We start from the raw sequence: 17,356 nt of genomic DNA on the forward strand, positions 1-17,356 counted from the left end.
GGGAGTTCGATGGAGTCTGCACACGAGCTGATGGAGCGCGTCCGCGCCGACGCGGAGGGCACGCCGTACACGGTCGTCGAGAAGCCGTACGGCTTCGACCTCACGGTCGACCTCGCCGACGCGCGGTGGCTGACGCTCACGGCGGCGCACGGCCTGAAGCGGGTCTTCACCCACGAGGTCCACGTCAAGAAGCCCGGGCGCTACGGCATCACGGACATCGACAACGAGGTGTCCTACGGCGGCGGCGCCGGGCCCGCGGGCGTGCGCCTCGCGGCCGCGAAGAAGGTCTCCCGCGGACGCGTCCTCAGCTACCAGCGCCGCGTCGAGCTCGGCGTCGACGCCCGGACCGGGAAGCTGGGCAAGGTCGTCGACTACTCCTTCCGCGCCGGCGAGGGCCGTGACCTCGTCCGGCGCGCGGCGACCGACCTGGGCTGGAAGGAGCAGATGAACGGCGAGCAGCTCGGGGCGCTGTGGTTCGGCGGCATCACCCTCGTGCTCCTCGTCGTCGTGTTCGGTGCCATCGGCATCCACGCCCTGCTGACCTGATCGCCGTCGCCCGATCGCCGTCGACAGCCCGAAGGGCCCGACCGGGACGTCCCGGTCGGGCCCTTCGTCGTCGGCGGCCGGCGCGTCGGTCGGCCGGCCGGTCAGGCCGCGGCGTACGGGTAGTCGGTGTAGCCCTCGGCGCCGCCGCCGTAGAACGTCTGCGGGTTCGGCTCGTTGAGCGGCAGGCCCTCGCGCCAGCGGCGCGGCAGGTCGGGGTTGGCCAGGAACGGGCGGCCGACGGCGACGAGGTCGGCGTCGTCGCGCTCGAGCACGTCCTCGACCTCCTCGAGGTCGGTCACGGCGCTGAAGCCGGTGTTGACGACGACCGGCCCGCCGAAGCGCTGCCGCAGGTCGCGGACGAGGTCCGAGGCCGGGTCGGCGAGGATGCTGAGGTAGGCCAGGCCGAGCGGGGCGATCTCGTCGACGAGGTGGCCGTACGTGGCGGCGACGTCGGCGGCGTCCTCCTCGAGGACGCCCTGGATGTTGTGCGCCGGCGAGATCCGGATGCCGGCGCGGTCGGCGCCGATGGCCTCGGCGACGGCGCGGGCGACCTCGACGACCAGGCGCGCCCGGTTCTCGGGCGAGCCGCCGTAGGCGTCGGTGCGGGTGTTGCTCGACGGCGCGAGGAACTGGTGCAGCAGGTAGCCGTTGGCGGCGTGGATCTCGACGCCGTCGAGGCCGGCGGCGCGGGCCTGGCGGGCGGCGTGCACGAAGTCGGCGACGATGCCGGGGACCTCGTCGGTGTCGAGGGCACGGGGCACCGGGTGCGGCTCCTGGCCGTTCGCGGTGACCATCTCGCCCGGCGCGGCGATGGCGCTCGGGGCCACTGACTCGAGCCCGCCCTTGTTGTCCGGGTGGGCGATCCGGCCGGCGTGCATGAGCTGGACGACGACGTGGCCGCCCTCCTCGTGCACCGCGTCGGCGACGCGGCGCCAGCCCTCGACCTGCTCGTCGCTGTGGATGCCGGGGGTGTCGAGGTAGCCCTGGCCGACGGCGGAGGGCTGGGTGCCCTCGGTGACGATGAGGCCGGCGGAGGCGCGCTGGCGGTAGTACTCGACGTTGAGGTCGGTGGGCACTCCGCCGGCACCCGCGCGGTTGCGCGTCAGGGGCGCCATGACGAACCGCTGGGGCAGGTCGAAGGCTCCGACCCGGATGCTCTCGAAGGCACGCGACATGGGGACAGCTCCTCGTTCGTTGACATTTCGACGATCGGTACGGTCGTGGGCAACGACGCGTCGACGCCGGAACATTCCCGACACGCCGGGCTCCGTGGCGGGCGTCACGTGGGACCGTGGCGCCGCGTCGAACGGCTCAGCCGAGGACGACCGCCACGGCGACGACGGCGGTGGACGCCGCCCACAGCACCAGCCCGGCGGCGTTGACCCAGGGCCGGTAGGTGACGGCGGCGGCGACCTCGCGCAGGAAGGCGCTGGGCAGGAAGTACCAGGCGGTCCGGGCCGGGGTCACGTCCGCGTCGATGCCGAGGCTGCGCGTCAGGAGGGCGGCGCGACCGGCGTGGTAGTTCGACGTGACGACGCGCAGCGGGCCGCCGACCCCGCGCTCCTCGAGCAGGCGCAGCGACAGGACGAGGTTCTCCTCGGTCGTCGTGGCCCGGTCCTCGGTGAGGATCCGCGCCGGGTCGACGCCGCGGTCGGCGAGGTAGGTCGTCATCGCGGCACCCTCGGCCATCGGCTCGTCCTCGCCCTGGCCGCCCGAGGGGACGAGCAGCGGGTCGCGGCCCCGGGCCTGCTCGGCGTGGAGCACCCTCAGGGCGGCGTCGAGCCGGTTGGCGAGCAGCCGGGGGATCTGCCCGTCGACGAGCCCGGAGCCGAGCACGACGACGGCGGCCGGTGCGGGCCGCGGACGGCGTCGCACGGAGGCGACGTAGGCGAGGCAGTAGAGCAGGTAGCTGAGCATGACGAGCGCCGGGTAGCCGGGCAGGAGCAGGACGACGACGCCGAGCACCGCGAGCGGGGTGGACCCGCCGCCGAAGCCGGAGCCGAACCAGAAGAGCGCGACCCCCAGCACCGTGGCGGCGGTCATCGCGGCCCCGAGGGCGAAGGAGAGGAGGTTGGCGAGGGTGCGGCCCTCGCGCCGGACCATCCGCAGGCCGTTGACGACGAGGACCACGCCGGCGACGAGGGCCAGCGCCCACGGCAGGGTGAGCACGACGGCGTCGCCCCAGCGCGTCCCGTCGAGGATGGCGTCGAGGCCGTCGAGAGCCGCTGCGGCTGCGAGCCACACGACGACCGTGAGCGCGACCCCGATGCGCCAGCGGCGCGGCTCGCGGCGCCACCACGCTCCGGCGAGCCCGAGGGCGAGGACCGCGGCGGCAAGGTCGAGGGCCGGCCTCACGCGGGGAGACCCCACGGCGCCCGGTCGCTGCAGCGTCGTGCCCCGGGCGTCATGCACCCACCCTACGGGCGAGCCGTGGGCGAGACGCGCCGGCCGGCCGAGCCCGAGCCACGCGACGACTCCGCCGTGGGTGGCCGGATGGCCGTCGGCGGTCGCCGCTACGCTTCGGCGCGTGACGCTGCCCGCGAGATCCGTTGTCCCCGTTGGCTGCCGCCATCGCAATGCGCGAATCGGTCTGGCGGCCAGCCGTGCTCGGTAGGACGCATGCCACGTCGGGTGCTGTCGCCGTCCTCGCCCTCGTGCCGGTGCTGCGCGACCACGGCGTCACCGTGGACGGCTGGGCGGTGCCCGTCGCGGCCGTCGTCGGGGCGGGTGCCGCCATGCTGCCCGACTTCGACCACCACCACGCCACGATCGCCAGGTCGGTCGGACCGGTCACGGCCCTGCTCGCGCGCGGGGTCGGCGCGATCTCGGGCGGTCACCGCAACGGCACGCACTCGATCCTCGGCGTCGCCTTCTTCACCGGCCTCGCGACCTTCCTGACCCACGTCGGCGGCCTCGCCCTCGGCCTCTTCCTCGCCTTCCTCTTCGCCATCGCCTCGGCCGCCCTGCGGCTCAGCATGATCCGGGCGACGGTCGGCCACACGCTCATGTGCCTCGTCGTCGGCGCGCTGCTGGCCCGGGGCGCCCTCGCCGACTCCTTCCCGGTCGACGTCGTGCCGTGGGCGGTCGCGGTCGGCGCCCTGACGCACCTCGTCGGCGACATGGCCACCGTCCAGGGCTGCCCGCTGTTCTGGCCGTTCAACCGGCACCGGTACAACTACGCCTCGCTGAGCACCGACCACGCCACGGAGCGGTTCGTCGTCGGGCCGGCGCTCTTCCTCGCCGCGGCGTGGCTGACCTTCTCGCTCGCCGGTGGTGTGGAGGTGCTGCTCCCCTCCATCGACGCGACGCTCGAGCTCGTCGGGGTGGGCTCCGCCGCGCGGTGACCCAACGGGCTCGACCGCACGCCCGCCTGCGGCGCTCGGGTCAGGCGCTCGGGTCAGGAGCTCGCGTCGGCGTCGGCGGCCCCGAGGTGGGCCGCGAGGGCGTCGAGCGCGGCCGGCTCGCAGCCGGCGGCCCACGCCTCGTAGGCGGACTCGCGGGCCGCGTCGTGCGCGTCGGGCTTGAGGGCGGCGATGACCGAGGCGACCGCCTTGGCCTCGGCGCACTCGTCGTGCAGGCGGAGCGTCGCGGCGTCGGGGTAGGCGGCGTCGGGGTCGAGGCCCTGGTCGCAGGCGGCGTCGAGGCGGCGTTCGAGCTCCCAGAGGCGGACGAGCTCGTCCATGCCGGGTCCCGCGCTGAGCCCACCGCGGGCGACGTCGAGGGCGGTGCGGTCGTGCACGCCGGCGACCCCGCACGCGAGCCGCGCAGCCGCGAAGGCGAAGCGGCGGGCACCCCCGGGGGTCGCGGCACCGATGCGCGCGGTCAGGCTGGGCGCGACGGAGTCGAGGCGGTAGGCCGGCACGACGTCTCCCGGGGCGGACGGTTGGTCTGCGGACGTTGCGGTACGTACCCGTTCGGGTCGCGTACGCCTCACCCGGCTACCGTGGGGCACCGCGCCGACGCGCCTCGCCGACCGCCGACGACAGGGACCCCCATGCGCTCGCTCGTGTACTACGTCGCCACCTCGCTCGACGGCTTCATCGCCGACGACGCCGGCTCCTGGGCCGCCTTCGTCGACGACCCGCTCACCCTCGCCGCGCTCTTCGCCGAGTACCCCGAGACGTGCCCGACGCACGTGCGCGAGGCGCTCGGCGTCGACGCCCCGGCCCGGCACTTCGACGCCGTCGTCCTGGGCCGCGCCACCCACCAGCCCGCGCTCGACGCCGGCCTGACGAGCGCCTACCCGCACCTGGCGCAGTACGTCGTGACGCGTCGCGACGACCTGCCCGAGGACCCCACCGTGACCGTCGTCGCCGACGACCCGGTGGGCGCGGTGCGCGAGCTCAAGCTGCAGCCGGGCCGCGACATCTGGCTCTGCGGGGGCGGCGACCTCGCCGGGCAGCTCGTCGACGAGATCGACGAGCTGCACCTCAAGGTCAACCCCGTCGTGCTCGGCTCGGGGGTGCCGCTCTTCCGCGGCCTCACGACGCCCCGCGCGTTCCGTCACGTGTCGACGACCCCGCTGCCGGGCGGCGTCCAGCTGGCGGTGCTCGCCCGCGCCTGACGCGTCCGCAGGCCCGGCGGCGCTGCCACCCGCGTCGGCAGGTGGCAGCGCCGCGGGGCTCAGCCGGTCACTGGCAGCACGCGTTGTAGCCGCGGTCCATCCAGAACTGGGTCGGCACCGGGTTGACGAGGTCGGTGTCGCTGCTGAACGTCGCCGCCGTCTGCCGGCCCGGCCGCAGCTCGACGTGCGTGTGCGACCCGGCCGCGCCGCGGGCGGCCTCGTCGCCGATCTTCTGGCCCTTGGAGATCGACTGGCCCACGGCGAGGCCCAGCGGGTTGAGGTGCAGGTACACGACGGTCTTGTCGTAGGTCGCGTTGTAGACCGCGAGCGTGGACAGGGCGTCGGTGGCATCGCTCCCCTCGGTCACCCGGGTCACGGTCCCGCCGAGCACGGCGAAGACGTCCGCGCCCGCCGCGTCGGCCACGTCGATGCCCTCGTGGCGCCCGGCCGTGTTGAGGTATCCGTCGAACCAGGCGGTCACGCGGGCGGCCGACGAGTGGTAGACGCCGTACTCGAAGGAGTCGTTCGCGGTGTCGCCGACGAGGTGGCCGGCGTTCTCGTTCTTCAGCTCCGAACGCAGGTCGGCCTTGACGCCGGGCTCGATGGAGTCGATGGCACCGGACCAGCCGCTGCGGTAGAAGACCGTCGCGACGGCCGCCTCGCGGTTCCACACCGACGCGGCGTTGTTCTTGACGCACTGGCCCTGGCCGTTGCCGGCCGACACGAAGGTGACGCAGCCGGCACCGGTGCCGTAGTCCGACTGGCTGTTCGCGAGGTCGACGAGCGACCCGCCGTTGCCGGAGTTGTAGTAGAGGCAGAACTCGCCGGTCTCGCAGACGCCGTTGCGGGCGGTGGCCGCCTGCGCGGCGGGCGCGGGTGCGACGAGCGCTGCGGCGACGGCGGCCGCGGCCGCGGCCACCGCGATGGTCTTCTTCATGTGATCCCCTGTGTGGTCTCGGGGCCGAGGCCCCTGCGCCGCGGGCGCGGTCGCGCCCCCGGTCCTGGCGCGATCACGCTAGGGCAGCGACGCTCGTCGCGGCGCGCCGAGAACCGGGGAGCACTCCCCATCCGCCCACCCGGGCCGACGCGTCAGGCCCCGCCCTCGAAGAAGCCGAGGAGCGCCGGCGCCGGGTGCAGGTACGTGCTGAGGTTGGCCGCCGTGACCACCGCGAACGCGACGGCCAGACCGAGGATCGAGGTGGCGGTGAGCAGGCGGGGGCCGCGCAGCCGCCAGGGCTCGGCCTCGACCCCGCGGCGGCGCTGCCGGACCCGCACCGCGGCGGCGGCCAGCCCGAGCGTCACGACGGCGCCGACGCCCACCATGACCGCGTGGTAGGCCGCGAAGTCGCCGACGAGGCGCGCCAGCGCGGGCGGCACCGACGCGTCGGGCGAATGCAGCGCCAGCCGGATCTCGCGCACCGTGCCGGCCAGACCGCCCCCGCCCGAGCCCGACCCGGCGCCCACGCGCCCGACCGGCAGCAGGCCGAGGGCCGAGGACAGCGGCGCGAGGGCGCCCTGCACGTTCGCGGCGACGAGCAGGACCGCGAGCACGAGCACGGGCGACACCGCCAGGCCCGCCACCGCGAGCCGGGCGCGTCGCCCCCGGCCCGTGGCCTGCCGGTACTCGTGCCACGTCCGCCGGCCGAGCCGCACCGCGAGCACGAGCAGGACCGCGGACAGGATCGCCTTGACGACGTGGAAGCGCGCCCAGAAGGCCACGGCGGCATCGAGGTCGGGGCCGGCGTCGACCGCACCGGACCGCCACCAGTGCTCGAGGCCGCGTGCGAGGGCGGCACCGAGCGCGGCGACGTCGGAATACCCGCCGCCCGGCCAGAGCGACGCGGCGGGGAAGGGCAGCAGGGCCACGGCGGCCAGGGCGGCCAGGACGCCTGCGGCGGGGATCAGCAGCGCGCGGGAGCCCGTGGGGGCGGGTGGTCGGTGTCGGGCGGTGGGCATCGGGGCTCCTCGGGCGTTCGGGGCGGGCGCGGCTCTGGCCCGGCTCGGACGCTACGGCCGCCGGCCTCCAGGCGCATCCACCCGTGGCGCGAGAACGGCTGCCCTGCAGCGCGACCCGGGTCGCACACGGAACGCGTACGGGCGGCACCCCGGGTGGACGCGACCGGCTAGCCGGCCGGAGCGGGGCGCGACTGCCAGCCTGCGCGGTGCAGCCGTGCGACGGCGTCGAGCAGGACGTCGAGGGCGAAGGCGAACTCGAAGTCCTCGTCGCAGCTCGTGGCGCCGGGGCGACGGGCGCGGGCGTCGGCGGCGACCGCGAGGATTCCCGGGTAGTCGGCCGGGTCGGGTTCGCCGGACGTGCGGCGTCGGGTCCCGGTGGTCGGGGTCGGTGCGCCCGACTCGTCGAAGAGCTCGGGACTGAAGCCCCAGATGCGGTTGCCGAGCAGGTGCATGACGTGGTGGGTGAGGTCGGGGGTGAACCCTCCCGCGAGGAAGAGGCTGGTCAGGTGCTCCATGTGGCCGAGCACGACCGGGGTGCGCACGACGCGCGTCTCGACGGCCCGGCGGCCCCACGGGTGGCTCGTCACGACGTCGCGGGCGCCGAGCACCGTGTCCTGCACGGCGGTCCTCCACCGGTTCGGCCGTTCGGCCGCGACCCTCGGCATGCCGGCGACGAGGGTGTCGACCATGCCGTCGAGGAGGTCCTCCTTGTCGGCGACGTGCTTGTAGAGCGCCATCGGGACGACCCCGAGCGACTCCGCCAGCCGCCGCATGCTGAGGCCGTCGATGCCGTGCGCATCGGCGTGTGCGACCGCGGCACGCAGCACCCGGGCCCGGTTGAGCGGCACACGGTCCGTGCCCTGCTGACGCGCCATCCACCCTCCGACGTTGACGAGGTGTACATCGTATGCCACCCTTCGGAGATCGATGGTGTACGGCGTACACCTCACAACCACCGGGAGAACACGATGAGCCGTCCACGAGTCCGGTCCCGCCTCGCCGCGGTCCTCTTCCTCGTCACCTGGGTCACCTCCGTGGCCGCCCTCCCGCTCTACGGGGGCTCCGGACTCGACGCGGCCAGCGCGCTCGCGGGCCGCTCCTCGGTCCTCGTCGCCGCCCTGCTCGAGGTGGTCCTGGCCCTGGCCGTCGTCGGGACGGCGGTGGCCCTCTACCCGCTGCTGCGTCCGCACGGCGCCGGCCCGGCCCTCGGCTACGTGGCGCTGCGCACCCTCGAGGCATCAGTGGTCCTCGTCGGCGTGGTCGCGGTGCTGCCCGCCGTAGCCCGCCCCGCCACCACGGCCCCGCCGCAGCTGGGCGGCGACGTCACCGCAGCCCTCCAGCTGGTCCACGACTGGACGTTCCTCGTCGGCCCCGGGCTCGTCAACCCGGTCAACGCCACGGTCCTCGCACTACTGCTCCTGCGACGCCGCCTCGTACCGCTCTTCGTGCCGGTCCTCGGCATCGGCGGCGCACTCCTCGTCGCCGGCGGCAACCTCGCCGTCCTGTTCGGCGTGGCCCACCCGGTCCCCGCCCTGGCCGTACCGCTCTTCGCCTGGGAGATCTGCCTGGCCGCCGTCCTGGCATTCAGGGGCATCGAGCCCGCGCCCGAGGCGCCGCGGGCGGGGCGACCGACGGCACCGTCGCTCAGCGCGGCAACGGATTCGGGCCCGTCGCAGTGACGACCCGTTGCGGCACCTACGACTCGACGTGGTGGAAGCCCTCGGGGAAGGGGCCTGCGTCCAGCTCGACGGACGCCTTTACGGCGGTCCGGCGCGGCACGGAGCAGCATCGCCAACCGAGGGGCCACGCCGCCGGAAGAAGCAGTCGGGCCCGGAGGAGCGCGGTCAGGCCTGGGTGCGCAGGTACCGGCCGAAGTGGGGGACGGTGAAGGCGATGAGGCCCCGCTCGCCCGAGTAGATGAGGCCCTTCTTGATGAGTGAGTCGCGGGCCGGCGACAGCGACTGCGGCTTGCGCCCGAGCACCTCGGCGACCGCTGACGTCGGCACGGCCTCGCGCTCCTCGGGATGCGGATCCTCCTGCGAGGCAGCGGGTTCGGTGATCGCGGCGTCGGCCATGGCGCGCAGGTACTCGCGCTCGGCGGGGGTGGCTCGCTCGAAGCGGGAGCCGAAGAACCCGACGGCGAGCTCGCCCTCGGCCTCCGGCACGGCGACGCGGATGTCCTGGGCCGTGACGGGCGAGGTGGGCGCGACGTCCCAGACGACCTTGCCGTAGGCCTGGATGAAGTACGGGTAGCCGGCGGTGACGGCGTACATCTCGTCGAGGGCGTCGGGGGTGAAGGCGCAGCCCTCCTCGGCGGCCGGGCCGACGAGCGCGTGGTCGGCGGCCTCGCGGGGCAGCCGGTCGATGCGCGAGTAGCGGAACAGCCGCTCGGAGTAGGACTTCGACGCCGAGAGCACCGCGGGCAGGTGGGGCAGGCCGGCGCCGACGACGATGACCGGCAGGCCGGACTGGGAGATCTCGTGGCACGCCGCGCACAGCGCCGAGACGTCGTCGGGGTCGAGGTCCTGCATCTCGTCGATGAAGAACGCGATGCCCTTGCCGACGTCGGCCGCAAGGCCGCCGACGTCGGTGAACAGCTCGACGAGGTCGATCTCGATGTCGCCGCTGTCGGCCCGACCCGACACGGTGGGCACGTCGATCCCCGGCTGCCACCGGTCGCGCAGCTTGGCGCCGGTCGGGTTGTCACGCAGGGCGAAGGCCTTGACGGTGCCGAGCACCTGGTCGACGTCGTCGCCGCGCGGGTGTGCCAGCTCGCGCACGGCCTGGTGGGCCGCGGCCGCGAGTGGCCGGCGCAGCCGCTGGTCCGGGCGCGCCTCGAACTTGCCCGTGCCCCAGTCGGCCCGAACGGCCGAGGAGCGAAGGGCGTTGAGCAGCACGGTCTTGCCGACGCCGCGCAGACCGGTCAGCACGATCGAGCGCTCGGCGCGCCCGCGGGCGATGCGCTCGAGGACGACGTCGAAGGTGCGCAGCTGCTCGTCGCGACCGGCAAGCTCGGGCGGACGCTGGCCCGCGCCCGGGGCGTACGGGTTCGTGATCGGGTCCACGATCGGAGGCTATACGCGTCTCTACGGCAGACCGGAGACATCCGCATACGGGGCGAGAGCGTGTCGCCCCGACCGATGCACGGTCTGATGGCAATCACCGGTCGTTAGATGCGAATTCCACTGAAAACAGGCATAAAAAGGCGCCGTTCCGCACGGTCAGGGGTGGTCATGCGGAACGGCGCGCCTGTGACTATAACGGCTCCGGAGCCGGAATGGGTCACCGAACCCGGGTGATCTCGAATTTCTTGTCGGGACGGGCGATGGCGTCCTGCCCGGCGACGAGGAGCATCTCGTCCGAGCCCTCGGCGTGGGTGCGCTCGAGGACGGCGTACATCGTCGCCGCGGTGCGACGCAGCGCCACCTCGGGGCCGTCGGTGAGGACGTGCGCGAGGAACAGCGCGGCCGTGACGTCGCCGCCGCCGCGCACCGTCATCGGCAGCATCGGCGTCGTGACCGTCCACGCACCCTCGCCGGTGACGCACGCCATCTGGATCGAGCCGTCCGGGGTGTCGGAGGTGTGCGCGCTCGTGACGAGCACGACGTCCGGACCGGTCGCGCGGAGCTGGTCGGCCGCGGCGAGGAGGTCGTCCTGCGTCTGCACGGTGCGACCGGACAGGAACTCGAGCTCGAACTGGTTGGGCGTGACGATGTCGGCCTTGGGCACGACGTGGTCGCGCATGTACTCGGGGATCCCCTCGCGGACGAAGAAGCCGCGCCCGACGTCGCCCATGACCGGGTCGCAGCAGTAGATCGCCGCCGGGTTGGCCGCCTTGACGCGGGCGACGGCGTCGAGGACGACCTCACCGACCGACTCGGCGCCCTGGTAGCCGGACAGCACGGCGTCGATCGACGGGAAGGCGCCGCGCTCCTCGACGCCGGTGATGACCTCCGCGACGTCGGCGGGGGCGATGAGCGGTCCCCGCGTCGCGCCGTAGCCGGTGTGGTTGGAGAAGGTCACCGTGAGCACGGGGTAGACGTCGTGGCCGAGGCGCTGGAGCGGGAAGACCGCGGCCGAGTTGCCGGCGTGGCCGTACGCGACGTGGGACTGGATCGACAGGATCTTCACCCGCTTCACCCTAGTGCGTTGCAGATCCCCACTAGTTCTAGTCATACTAGAACTATGTTGTGGCAGGTGGACCCGACCTCGAGCACGCCGCTCCACGTCCAGGTGGCGGCGTGCGTCCGGCGCGAGATGGCCGCCGGGCGCCTCGACCGCGGCGACCGGCTGCCCTCGGCCAAGGAGGTCGCCGGTCTGCTCGAGGTCAACCTCCACACCGTGCTGCGTGCCTACCAGTCGCTGCGCGACGAGGGCCTCATCGACCTGCGTCGCGGCCGCGGCGCCGTCGTCAGTGCCGCCGACCCGGCCCCCCAGGCGCGCCTGCGCACCCTCGTCACCGAGCTCGTCGCCGAGGCACGACGCGTCGGCGCGACCCCCACCGACCTGGCCCGACTCATCGAGAGCGAGTACTGACATGACCTCCGGCCCGCGCGAGCCCGGCCACCACCGCCGCCCCACCGCCGCGCTCGTCGCGAGCGCCCTCGTCGGCCCCGTCCTCGCCCTCGTGGGGCTGGTGCTGACGTGGTCGGTGCGCGACGAGCTGCCCGCCAGCATCGCCGTGCACTGGGGCCTCGACGGCGAACCGGACCGGTACGCGTCGGTGGCCGGAGCCGTGGCGACCGCCGCCGCCATGACGGCACTGCTCCCCCTGCTGCTCGTCGGGCTCGGAGCCGCGATGCACCCCACCACGCGTGGCCCGCTCGCCGGCATCGCCGGCGCCCTGGCGGTCCTGCTCTTCGGCCTGTCGTTCGGCGGGCTCACCGCGCAGCGTCCCGGCGTGCCACCCCAGGCCTTCCCGACGCCGTGGGTGCTGCCGACAGTCCTCGGCGCGATCGCCGCCGGGCTGGCCCTCTGGTGGTGGGGACGCGTGCCGCCCCCGCCGCTCGACGCCACCCGCGCGCCCGTGCCCGCCGACGCCCCGCGGCTCGACGTGCCCGACACGACGCGCCTCGCGTGGACCGGCCGGGCCGCCCTGCCCAGCCGCGGCGTCGTGCTCGTCGTCGTCCTCGCCCTGCTGCCGCTGCTCGTCGTCGCCGTCGTCGGCACGCCCTGGGTGCTCCTCCTCGTGGCGGCCCTCGTCGCCCTCCTCGTCGTCACCTGCTCGGCCCGGGTCGTCGTCGACGCCGACGGGCTGCGCGTCACCAGCCTCTTCATCACGTGGGCCCACGTCCCCCTGCGGCGGGTGGCCCGCGCAGACGTCACGACGGTCTCGCCGCTGCGGGAGTTCGGCGGCTGGGGCTGGCGCATCGGCCGGGACGGCCGGCGGGGGTTCGTCACCCGGGGCGGGGAGGCCCTCGTCGTCGAGCGCGTCGGCGAGCCGGCGGTGGTCGTCACGGTCGACGACGCGTCGGAGGCCGCCGCCGTGCTCAACACCCTCGCGGCGCGGGAGTCCTGACCTCGGACCGCCCTCACGGCCCGTCGTGTCACGATGAGGGCATGAGCATCCCGACGACGACCGTCTCCGAGCTGCCCGACGACGCCGTCATGGTCGACGTCCGCGAGGCCGACGAGTGGGCGGCCGGCCACGCCCCGAACGCCGTCCACATCCCGCTCGGCGAGCTGCCGGGCCGCCTCGGCGAGCTGCCCGAGTCCGACGACACGGTCGGCATCGTCTGCCGCATGGGCGGCCGGTCGGCCCGGGCGGTGCAGTGGCTCGTCATGCAGGGCTACGACGTCGCGAACGTCGAGGGCGGCATGCTCGAGTGGGAGCGGGCCGGCAAGGCGGTCGTCGCCGACGGCGACGCCAGGATCATCTGACCGGCTCGACGCCATGGCCGGCACCCCCGAACCGGACCCGACGCGTGACGCGTCGCGCCGCGACGCCGCGCCCGACCCGACGTCCGACGAGTGGACCGCCTGGCTGCCCGACCTCGACAGCCATCGCCCGGCAGGCGCGACCGGCGGCGGCGCTCCCCCGGCGCCCGGCACGCCAGCCCCGCCTCCGAACCCGGCCCTGCCGTACCCGCCGGCCCCGACCGCACCGCCACCACGGCCACGCGCCACGAGGCCGCCGACCGGCGACCCGCTCCCGCCGCCGAGGCCCGGACGCTGGACGTCGGCACAGCCGGCACCGACCGGCCTGACACCCGGAGCCCCGCCCTCGTTCCTCCTCCTGGCGATCGTCGCCCTGATCGCCCTCTTCCCCCTCGGGCTCGTGGCCGTGCTGCGCGCGGTGAGCGTCTCGGCACTGTGGGCGACGGGCCGGCACCAGGAGGCCTGGGCGGCCTCGCGCTCGGCCCGCCGGTGGGCGGTGGCCGCGATCGTCGTGTCGTTCTTCTTCGTGACCGTCGCCCTGTCGGGCGCGGTCACCCTGCTGGCGGGCCTCGCGGGCCCCTGAGGACGCCGCGAGGCCCGTCGACGTCCTTCGCTCAGTCCTGGCGGACGACGACACCCTGCGCGACGACGACCCGCACCTGCTCGGCCGCCGCGGCCGTCGCGAGCGGGTCGGCGTCGACGACGACGGCGTCGGCGTAGGCACCGGGCACGAGCCGTCCGGCGCGCGGCGTGCCGAGCAGCCGGGCGGCGTACGTCGTCGCGGCGCGCAGCGCCTCGAGCGGCGACAGCCCGGCCTCGCCGAGCAGCCGCACCTCGCTGCCGATGGGGTCGACGTCGGTGCCGAAGGAGTCGGTGCCCGCCACGACCGTGACGCCGCGGGCGTGCGCCTCGCGGACCGCCGCCTGCAGCACGGGGGTGTAGGCCCGGCCACGACCGTCGAGGACCGGGTTGCTCGAGCCGATCATCCCGGTGATGGCGGCGAGGGTCGGGGTGAAGTAGGTGCCCCGGCGGGCCATCTCGGCGATCGTCGCGTCGCCGACGAAAACGCCGTGCTCGATGCTGCGCACGCCCGCCCGGACGGCGCCGTCGATGCCCTCCTCGCTGTACGCGTGGCACAGGACGGGGCGGCTGCCGGCGGCTCGGACCACCGCGTGCAGCTGCTCACGGTCGTAGACGAGCTCGCGGGGGTCCTGCTCGGCGAGACCGGCGCGGGGGTTGGCCCGGGTCTTGACGACGTCGACACCTCGCGACACGTTGACGCGGGTGAGGTAGGCGAGGTCCTCCAGGCTGCGCACCCCGCCCTTGACCGCGGCGAGCGGCGCGAGGTCGGGGTCTGCGAGCACCGAGTCGCCGAGGTCGGGCGAGACGAAGAGGCCGGCGGCGCGCATCCGGGGCGCCAGGCCGGGGGCCCACGCGGGCAGGTCGCGCATCGCGACGTCCTGGTAGAACGACGACGACCCGCTGCGCACCGACGTGGCGCCGGCCCGGACGAGGGCGCGGACGTCGGCGAGCGCGTTGGCGTGGACGTGCACATCGACGAGGCCCGGCAGCACCCAGCGGCCCGACGCCTCGACGATCCGGGCGGACGAGCCGACGGCCCGCACGGCCCGGCGGGTGGCGTCGCGGGTGCCGGCCGCGAGGACGGCACCGTCCCGCAGCACGACGACCGCGTCCTCGACGACGTGCCCGGTGAGCGGGTCGACGAGGGTGCCACCGTCGATGACGACCGGGGTCGGGGCCACGGGGTGGCGCCGACCGGTGGGCGCGGCGGCCGAGGGTGCCCCGTCGGCCGCCGCCGGGGCGGCTGCGGCGATCCCGGTGGCCGTCACCCCGGCGAGGACGGCCGCCCCCGCGAGGACGTTGCGACGGGTCAGCGCGGACGGCGGGGCGGGCGACACGGCGTCGTGGTCGTGCAGGCACATGGGGGCTCCTCCTGGGTTACGCTCGCCGGTGAACGAAGTTGGTATACCAACTTGGTATACCAAGCAGGTGGGAGGGGTCAATGGTTACCGGCGAGGAACCCGGCAGGTCGTTGCGCGACGCCGTGACGCAGGCGCTCCGGGCGCAGATCGTCTCCGGAGAGCTGCCGCCCGGCACCCGGCTCGTCGAGCGCCGCCTCGCCGAGCAGCTCGAGGTGTCCCGCGTGCCGGTCCGGGAGGCCCTGCGGGTGCTCGAGCGCGAGGGGCTGCTCGACGACGGCGGCGGCCGCGGCATGACGGTGCGCCGCCTCGCCGACGACGACGTCGCCATGCTCTTCGCCGTGCGCGGCGCCCTCGAGACGGTCCTCGCGGCCCGGCTCGTCGAGGTGGCCGACGCCGCCGACCTCGACGCGCTCGAGGCCCTCGTCGTCGAGGCCGAGACCCACGTCGCGGCCGGACGCCCCTCCGACGCCGTGCGCGTCAACGCCGCCTTCCACGAACGGCTCACCGGGGCCGCCCGCAGCGAGGTGCTGACCTCGGTGCTCGAGCCGATCGCCTCGCGGATGGCGTGGCTGCTCAACCAGCACACCGACCCCCGGGCGATGGCCGCCGAGCACCGCGAGGTGCTCGAGGCGGTCCGGGCCCGCAACGCCGAGGCCGCCACGCGCGTCCTCGCCGCACACCTCACGAGCAGCCGGGCCGCCCTCGCCGCAGCGACGGGCCCCGACGCCTGAGCCGTTGGGCCCGGGCCGCCCCGGTCAGGACGTCGGCAGCTGCAGCGAACCGGTGCACACGAGGGTGTCCGCCGCCGGCGCGGCCACCGGCGTCTCGAGGACGCCCTGCACCGCGGCGGAGGGGCGCATCGGGCTGCCGGCCGGCCCGACCTGCACACAGAAGGAGAACGAGCCGGCCGCGGCGGGCAGCGGGTCGTTCGGGGCCGTGAAGTCGGCGCCGGGGACCGCCAGCGCGAGCGGCGTCGGCACGAAGGCCCGGCCGGTCAGGGTGCCGCCCGCGGGGAGGGTGCGCGCACCGATCGTCGGGGCCGCGGCGAAGCGAACGTTCGGTGCCGTCGCGAAGCCCTGCTTGCTGACGCGCACCGACCCGCCGTCGGCGTAGACCCAGGCGTGCTCGCGGTCGACGTCGGCCGGCAGGCTCGCCGAGCCGAGCGACGCGGGGACGACGTCGTAGGCGGCGAGCGGCGTCGAGCCGGTGTTCGACAGCGTGTACTCGACGACGACGCCCGGCTCGGCCTTGATGCCGGCCTTGGCCGGCGAGCCGGGAGCCGCGGTCGCGACGAGACGCACGCCGCCCGACGCGCCGGTGGCCTGGCTCGACCCGCCGGACCCGCCGGACCCGCCGGACCCGCTGCCGGCCGGCGCCGGCATCGTCCCGCCGACGACCGTGGACCCGCCGGAGGATCCGGCGCCCGGTGAGGCGGCGCTGCCGCACGCGGCGAGGGCGAGGGTGGCGATGGCGGCGGCCGCGACGGGCACGAGGGCGGTGGAGGGGGCGCGAAGGATCGGCTTCATGACGGTGGAGACAACCACGTCGGCCGAAACGTTGCACTCCGGACGAACCCGGCCCGGAACGACCGGGCACGCCGGCGCCTCACTTGAGCAGCTTGGACATCCTGCGGTCGGCGAGCGGCTTGCCACCGGTCTGGCACGTGGCGCAGTACTGCAGCGAGGTGTCGGCGAAGGACACCTCGCGCACGACGTCGCCGCACTCGGGGCAGGCCTCGCCGGTGCGCGCGTGCACGCGCATGCCGGCCCGCTTGGCGTCCTTGAGCTCCTTGGCCGGCTTGCCCGACGCCGTGGCGACCGCCGAGGACAGCGTGTCGCGCAGCGCGGCGTAGAGGCGGTCGACGACGTCGGGCGCGAGCGACCCGGCGATGGCGAACGGGCTGATCTTGGCGACGTGCAGCACCTCGTCGGAGTAGGCGTTGCCCACCCCGGCGATGACCTCCTGGTCGCGCAGCAGGCCCTTGATCTGGGTGCGCCGCCCCTCGAGGATCTGCCCGAACCGCTCGCGGGTGAAGTCGTCGGCCAGGGGGTCGGGGCCGAGGCGGGCGATGCCGGGCACCTCGGCGGGGTCGCGGACGATGTAGGCCGCGAGCGACTTCTTCGTGCCGGCCTCGGTCAGGTCGAAGCCCGAGCCGTCGGACAGGCGCACCCGCAGCGCGATCGGCGACTTGCCGGGCCGCAGGACGGTCTCGGGCAGGTGGTCGGACCAGCGCAGCCAGCCGGCGCGGGCCAGGTGGAAGACGAGGTGGGTGCCGTCGACGTCGAGGTCGAGGAACTTGCCGTGCCGGTGCACGCCGTCGACGGGCGCTCCCTCGAGCGCCTGCGGCGGCGGGTCGAAGGTCTTGAGCACGCTGAACGAGGCGAGCTCGACCTTCGTGACGGCAAGGCCGTCCGTGCGCTCGGCGAGGAAGTCGACGAGCGCCTGCACCTCGGGCAGCTCGGGCATGGCG

20 protein-coding genes are annotated in these 17,356 nt (G+C 75.0%); 9 read left to right on the top strand and 11 right to left on the bottom strand.

The genetic code is table 11. The features are described 5' to 3' along the window. The first annotated feature begins 9 nt into the window (after positions 1 to 9). Positions 10 to 546, top strand: coding sequence for a hypothetical protein (locus BIV28_RS05550; RefSeq protein WP_207555795.1), 537 nt, complete (start codon positions 10 to 12; stop codon positions 544 to 546). A 101-nt stretch (positions 547 to 647) separates the two neighbouring features. On the opposite strand, the gene BIV28_RS05555 is transcribed toward BIV28_RS05550, so the two are convergent. Both BIV28_RS05555 and BIV28_RS05560 read right to left on the bottom strand, forming a co-directional pair. Next, the gene (locus BIV28_RS05555) at positions 648 to 1,721 is read right to left on the bottom strand and encodes an alkene reductase (protein ID WP_076260041.1); all 1,074 of its coding nucleotides are present in this window, start codon (positions 1,719 to 1,721) and stop codon (positions 648 to 650) included. 136 nt (positions 1,722 to 1,857) lie between these two features. Then, positions 1,858 to 2,901 (bottom strand): YdcF family protein, encoded by a 1,044-nt coding sequence (locus tag BIV28_RS05560; protein WP_076260043.1) that lies wholly within the window; start codon positions 2,899 to 2,901, stop codon positions 1,858 to 1,860. A gap of 248 nt (positions 2,902 to 3,149) precedes the next feature. Here BIV28_RS05560 and BIV28_RS05565 point away from each other — a divergent pair, with 248 nt between their 5' ends. Continuing rightward, the gene (locus BIV28_RS05565; protein ID WP_207555796.1) at positions 3,150 to 3,890 is read left to right on the top strand and encodes a metal-dependent hydrolase; all 741 of its coding nucleotides are present in this window, start codon (positions 3,150 to 3,152) and stop codon (positions 3,888 to 3,890) included. A gap of 53 nt (positions 3,891 to 3,943) precedes the next feature. Here the strand turns inward: BIV28_RS05565 and BIV28_RS05570 are convergent, their stop codons facing one another. Continuing rightward, entirely contained in the window at positions 3,944 to 4,408 is a 465-nt protein-coding gene (locus tag BIV28_RS05570) for a hypothetical protein (RefSeq protein ID WP_076260046.1), read from the bottom strand. A 132-nt stretch (positions 4,409 to 4,540) separates the two neighbouring features. Here BIV28_RS05570 and BIV28_RS05575 point away from each other — a divergent pair, with 132 nt between their 5' ends. Further along, positions 4,541 to 5,110, top strand: coding sequence for a dihydrofolate reductase family protein (locus BIV28_RS05575; protein ID WP_076260047.1), 570 nt, complete (start codon positions 4,541 to 4,543; stop codon positions 5,108 to 5,110). Between the two features lie 67 nt (positions 5,111 to 5,177). On the opposite strand, the gene BIV28_RS05580 is transcribed toward BIV28_RS05575, so the two are convergent. From BIV28_RS05580 to BIV28_RS05590, 3 genes are all read right to left on the bottom strand, one after another. Beyond that, entirely contained in the window at positions 5,178 to 6,047 is an 870-nt protein-coding gene (locus tag BIV28_RS05580; RefSeq protein ID WP_076260049.1) for a peptidoglycan DD-metalloendopeptidase family protein, read from the bottom strand. A 152-nt stretch (positions 6,048 to 6,199) separates the two neighbouring features. Continuing rightward, entirely contained in the window at positions 6,200 to 7,066 is an 867-nt protein-coding gene (locus tag BIV28_RS05585; RefSeq protein WP_076260050.1) for a hypothetical protein, read from the bottom strand. 167 nt (positions 7,067 to 7,233) lie between these two features. Beyond that, the gene (locus BIV28_RS05590) at positions 7,234 to 7,941 is read right to left on the bottom strand and encodes a TetR/AcrR family transcriptional regulator (RefSeq protein ID WP_076260052.1); all 708 of its coding nucleotides are present in this window, start codon (positions 7,939 to 7,941) and stop codon (positions 7,234 to 7,236) included. A gap of 93 nt (positions 7,942 to 8,034) precedes the next feature. On the opposite strand from BIV28_RS05590, the gene BIV28_RS05595 reads away from it, so the two are divergent. Further along, positions 8,035 to 8,745 carry a DUF4386 domain-containing protein gene (locus tag BIV28_RS05595; RefSeq protein ID WP_076260053.1) on the top strand — a complete coding sequence of 237 codons (711 nt, stop codon included), beginning with the start codon at positions 8,035 to 8,037 and terminating at the stop codon, positions 8,743 to 8,745. A gap of 165 nt (positions 8,746 to 8,910) precedes the next feature. On the opposite strand, the gene BIV28_RS05600 is transcribed toward BIV28_RS05595, so the two are convergent. Together BIV28_RS05600 and pdxY are read right to left on the bottom strand one after the other, a co-directional pair. Continuing rightward, on the bottom strand, positions 8,911 to 10,131 hold the full coding sequence (locus BIV28_RS05600) for an ATP-binding protein (RefSeq protein ID WP_076260055.1): 1,221 nt from the start codon (positions 10,129 to 10,131) through the stop codon (positions 8,911 to 8,913). Between the two features lie 217 nt (positions 10,132 to 10,348). Further along, the gene (pdxY, locus tag BIV28_RS05605; RefSeq protein ID WP_076260057.1) at positions 10,349 to 11,197 is read right to left on the bottom strand and encodes a pyridoxal kinase PdxY; all 849 of its coding nucleotides are present in this window, start codon (positions 11,195 to 11,197) and stop codon (positions 10,349 to 10,351) included. Positions 11,198 to 11,251: 54 nt separating this feature from the next. Between pdxY and BIV28_RS05610 the strand changes: the two genes are divergently transcribed. The 4 genes from BIV28_RS05610 to BIV28_RS05625 are packed head-to-tail and all read left to right on the top strand — an operon-like array spanning position 11,252 to position 13,526. After that, positions 11,252 to 11,602 (top strand): GntR family transcriptional regulator, encoded by a 351-nt coding sequence (locus tag BIV28_RS05610; RefSeq protein WP_076260058.1) that lies wholly within the window; start codon positions 11,252 to 11,254, stop codon positions 11,600 to 11,602. Between the two features lies 1 nt (position 11,603). Then, a complete protein-coding gene (locus tag BIV28_RS05615; protein ID WP_076260060.1) occupies positions 11,604 to 12,584 on the top strand; it encodes a DUF1648 domain-containing protein in 981 nt (326 codons plus the stop codon). Between the two features lie 41 nt (positions 12,585 to 12,625). Beyond that, the gene (locus tag BIV28_RS05620) at positions 12,626 to 12,946 is read left to right on the top strand and encodes a rhodanese-like domain-containing protein (RefSeq protein WP_076260061.1); all 321 of its coding nucleotides are present in this window, start codon (positions 12,626 to 12,628) and stop codon (positions 12,944 to 12,946) included. Between the two features lie 13 nt (positions 12,947 to 12,959). After that, complete coding sequence (locus tag BIV28_RS05625; protein WP_076260063.1) at positions 12,960 to 13,526, top strand: CD225/dispanin family protein; 567 nt, start codon at positions 12,960 to 12,962, stop codon at positions 13,524 to 13,526. A 31-nt stretch (positions 13,527 to 13,557) separates the two neighbouring features. On the opposite strand, the gene BIV28_RS05630 is transcribed toward BIV28_RS05625, so the two are convergent. Next, complete coding sequence (locus BIV28_RS05630; protein ID WP_076260064.1) at positions 13,558 to 14,886, bottom strand: amidohydrolase family protein; 1,329 nt, start codon at positions 14,884 to 14,886, stop codon at positions 13,558 to 13,560. An 80-nt stretch (positions 14,887 to 14,966) separates the two neighbouring features. Between BIV28_RS05630 and BIV28_RS05635 the strand changes: the two genes are divergently transcribed. Next, on the top strand, positions 14,967 to 15,617 hold the full coding sequence (locus BIV28_RS05635; protein WP_076260066.1) for a GntR family transcriptional regulator: 651 nt from the start codon (positions 14,967 to 14,969) through the stop codon (positions 15,615 to 15,617). Between the two features lie 24 nt (positions 15,618 to 15,641). On the opposite strand, the gene BIV28_RS05640 is transcribed toward BIV28_RS05635, so the two are convergent. Together BIV28_RS05640 and BIV28_RS05645 are read right to left on the bottom strand one after the other, a co-directional pair. Then, positions 15,642 to 16,430, bottom strand: a complete 789-nt coding sequence (locus BIV28_RS05640) for a hypothetical protein (protein WP_207555797.1) — start codon at positions 16,428 to 16,430, stop codon at positions 15,642 to 15,644. Between the two features lie 61 nt (positions 16,431 to 16,491). Continuing rightward, the gene (locus BIV28_RS05645) at positions 16,492 to 17,352 is read right to left on the bottom strand and encodes an Fpg/Nei family DNA glycosylase (protein WP_076260069.1); all 861 of its coding nucleotides are present in this window, start codon (positions 17,350 to 17,352) and stop codon (positions 16,492 to 16,494) included. Positions 17,353 to 17,356 lie beyond the last annotated feature (4 nt).

Origin of the sequence: Intrasporangium flavum, from assembly GCF_001956915.1 — a bacterium.
Classification (GTDB): Bacteria; Actinomycetota; Actinomycetes; order Actinomycetales; family Dermatophilaceae; genus Monashia; species Monashia flava.

Coding starts and splice junctions, on each gene's coding strand:
- BIV28_RS05645 (WP_076260069.1), bottom strand. CDS start 17,352: ATGCCCGAGCTGCCCGAGGTGCAGGCGCTCGTCGACTTCCTCGCCGAG.
- BIV28_RS05590 (WP_076260052.1), bottom strand. CDS start 7,941: ATGGCGCGTCAGCAGGGCACGGACCGTGTGCCGCTCAACCGGGCCCGG.
- BIV28_RS05625 (WP_076260063.1), top strand. CDS start 12,960: ATGGCCGGCACCCCCGAACCGGACCCGACGCGTGACGCGTCGCGCCGC.
- BIV28_RS05630 (WP_076260064.1), bottom strand. CDS start 14,886: ATGTGCCTGCACGACCACGACGCCGTGTCGCCCGCCCCGCCGTCCGCG.
- BIV28_RS05620 (WP_076260061.1), top strand. CDS start 12,626: ATGAGCATCCCGACGACGACCGTCTCCGAGCTGCCCGACGACGCCGTC.
- BIV28_RS05595 (WP_076260053.1), top strand. CDS start 8,035: ATGAGCCGTCCACGAGTCCGGTCCCGCCTCGCCGCGGTCCTCTTCCTC.
- BIV28_RS05585 (WP_076260050.1), bottom strand. CDS start 7,066: ATGCCCACCGCCCGACACCGACCACCCGCCCCCACGGGCTCCCGCGCG.
- BIV28_RS05610 (WP_076260058.1), top strand. CDS start 11,252: ATGTTGTGGCAGGTGGACCCGACCTCGAGCACGCCGCTCCACGTCCAG.
- BIV28_RS05550 (WP_207555795.1), top strand. CDS start 10: ATGGAGTCTGCACACGAGCTGATGGAGCGCGTCCGCGCCGACGCGGAG.
- BIV28_RS05580 (WP_076260049.1), bottom strand. CDS start 6,047: ATGAAGAAGACCATCGCGGTGGCCGCGGCCGCGGCCGCCGTCGCCGCA.
- BIV28_RS05615 (WP_076260060.1), top strand. CDS start 11,604: ATGACCTCCGGCCCGCGCGAGCCCGGCCACCACCGCCGCCCCACCGCC.
- BIV28_RS05555 (WP_076260041.1), bottom strand. CDS start 1,721: ATGTCGCGTGCCTTCGAGAGCATCCGGGTCGGAGCCTTCGACCTGCCC.
- BIV28_RS05635 (WP_076260066.1), top strand. CDS start 14,967: ATGGTTACCGGCGAGGAACCCGGCAGGTCGTTGCGCGACGCCGTGACG.
- BIV28_RS05575 (WP_076260047.1), top strand. CDS start 4,541: ATGCGCTCGCTCGTGTACTACGTCGCCACCTCGCTCGACGGCTTCATC.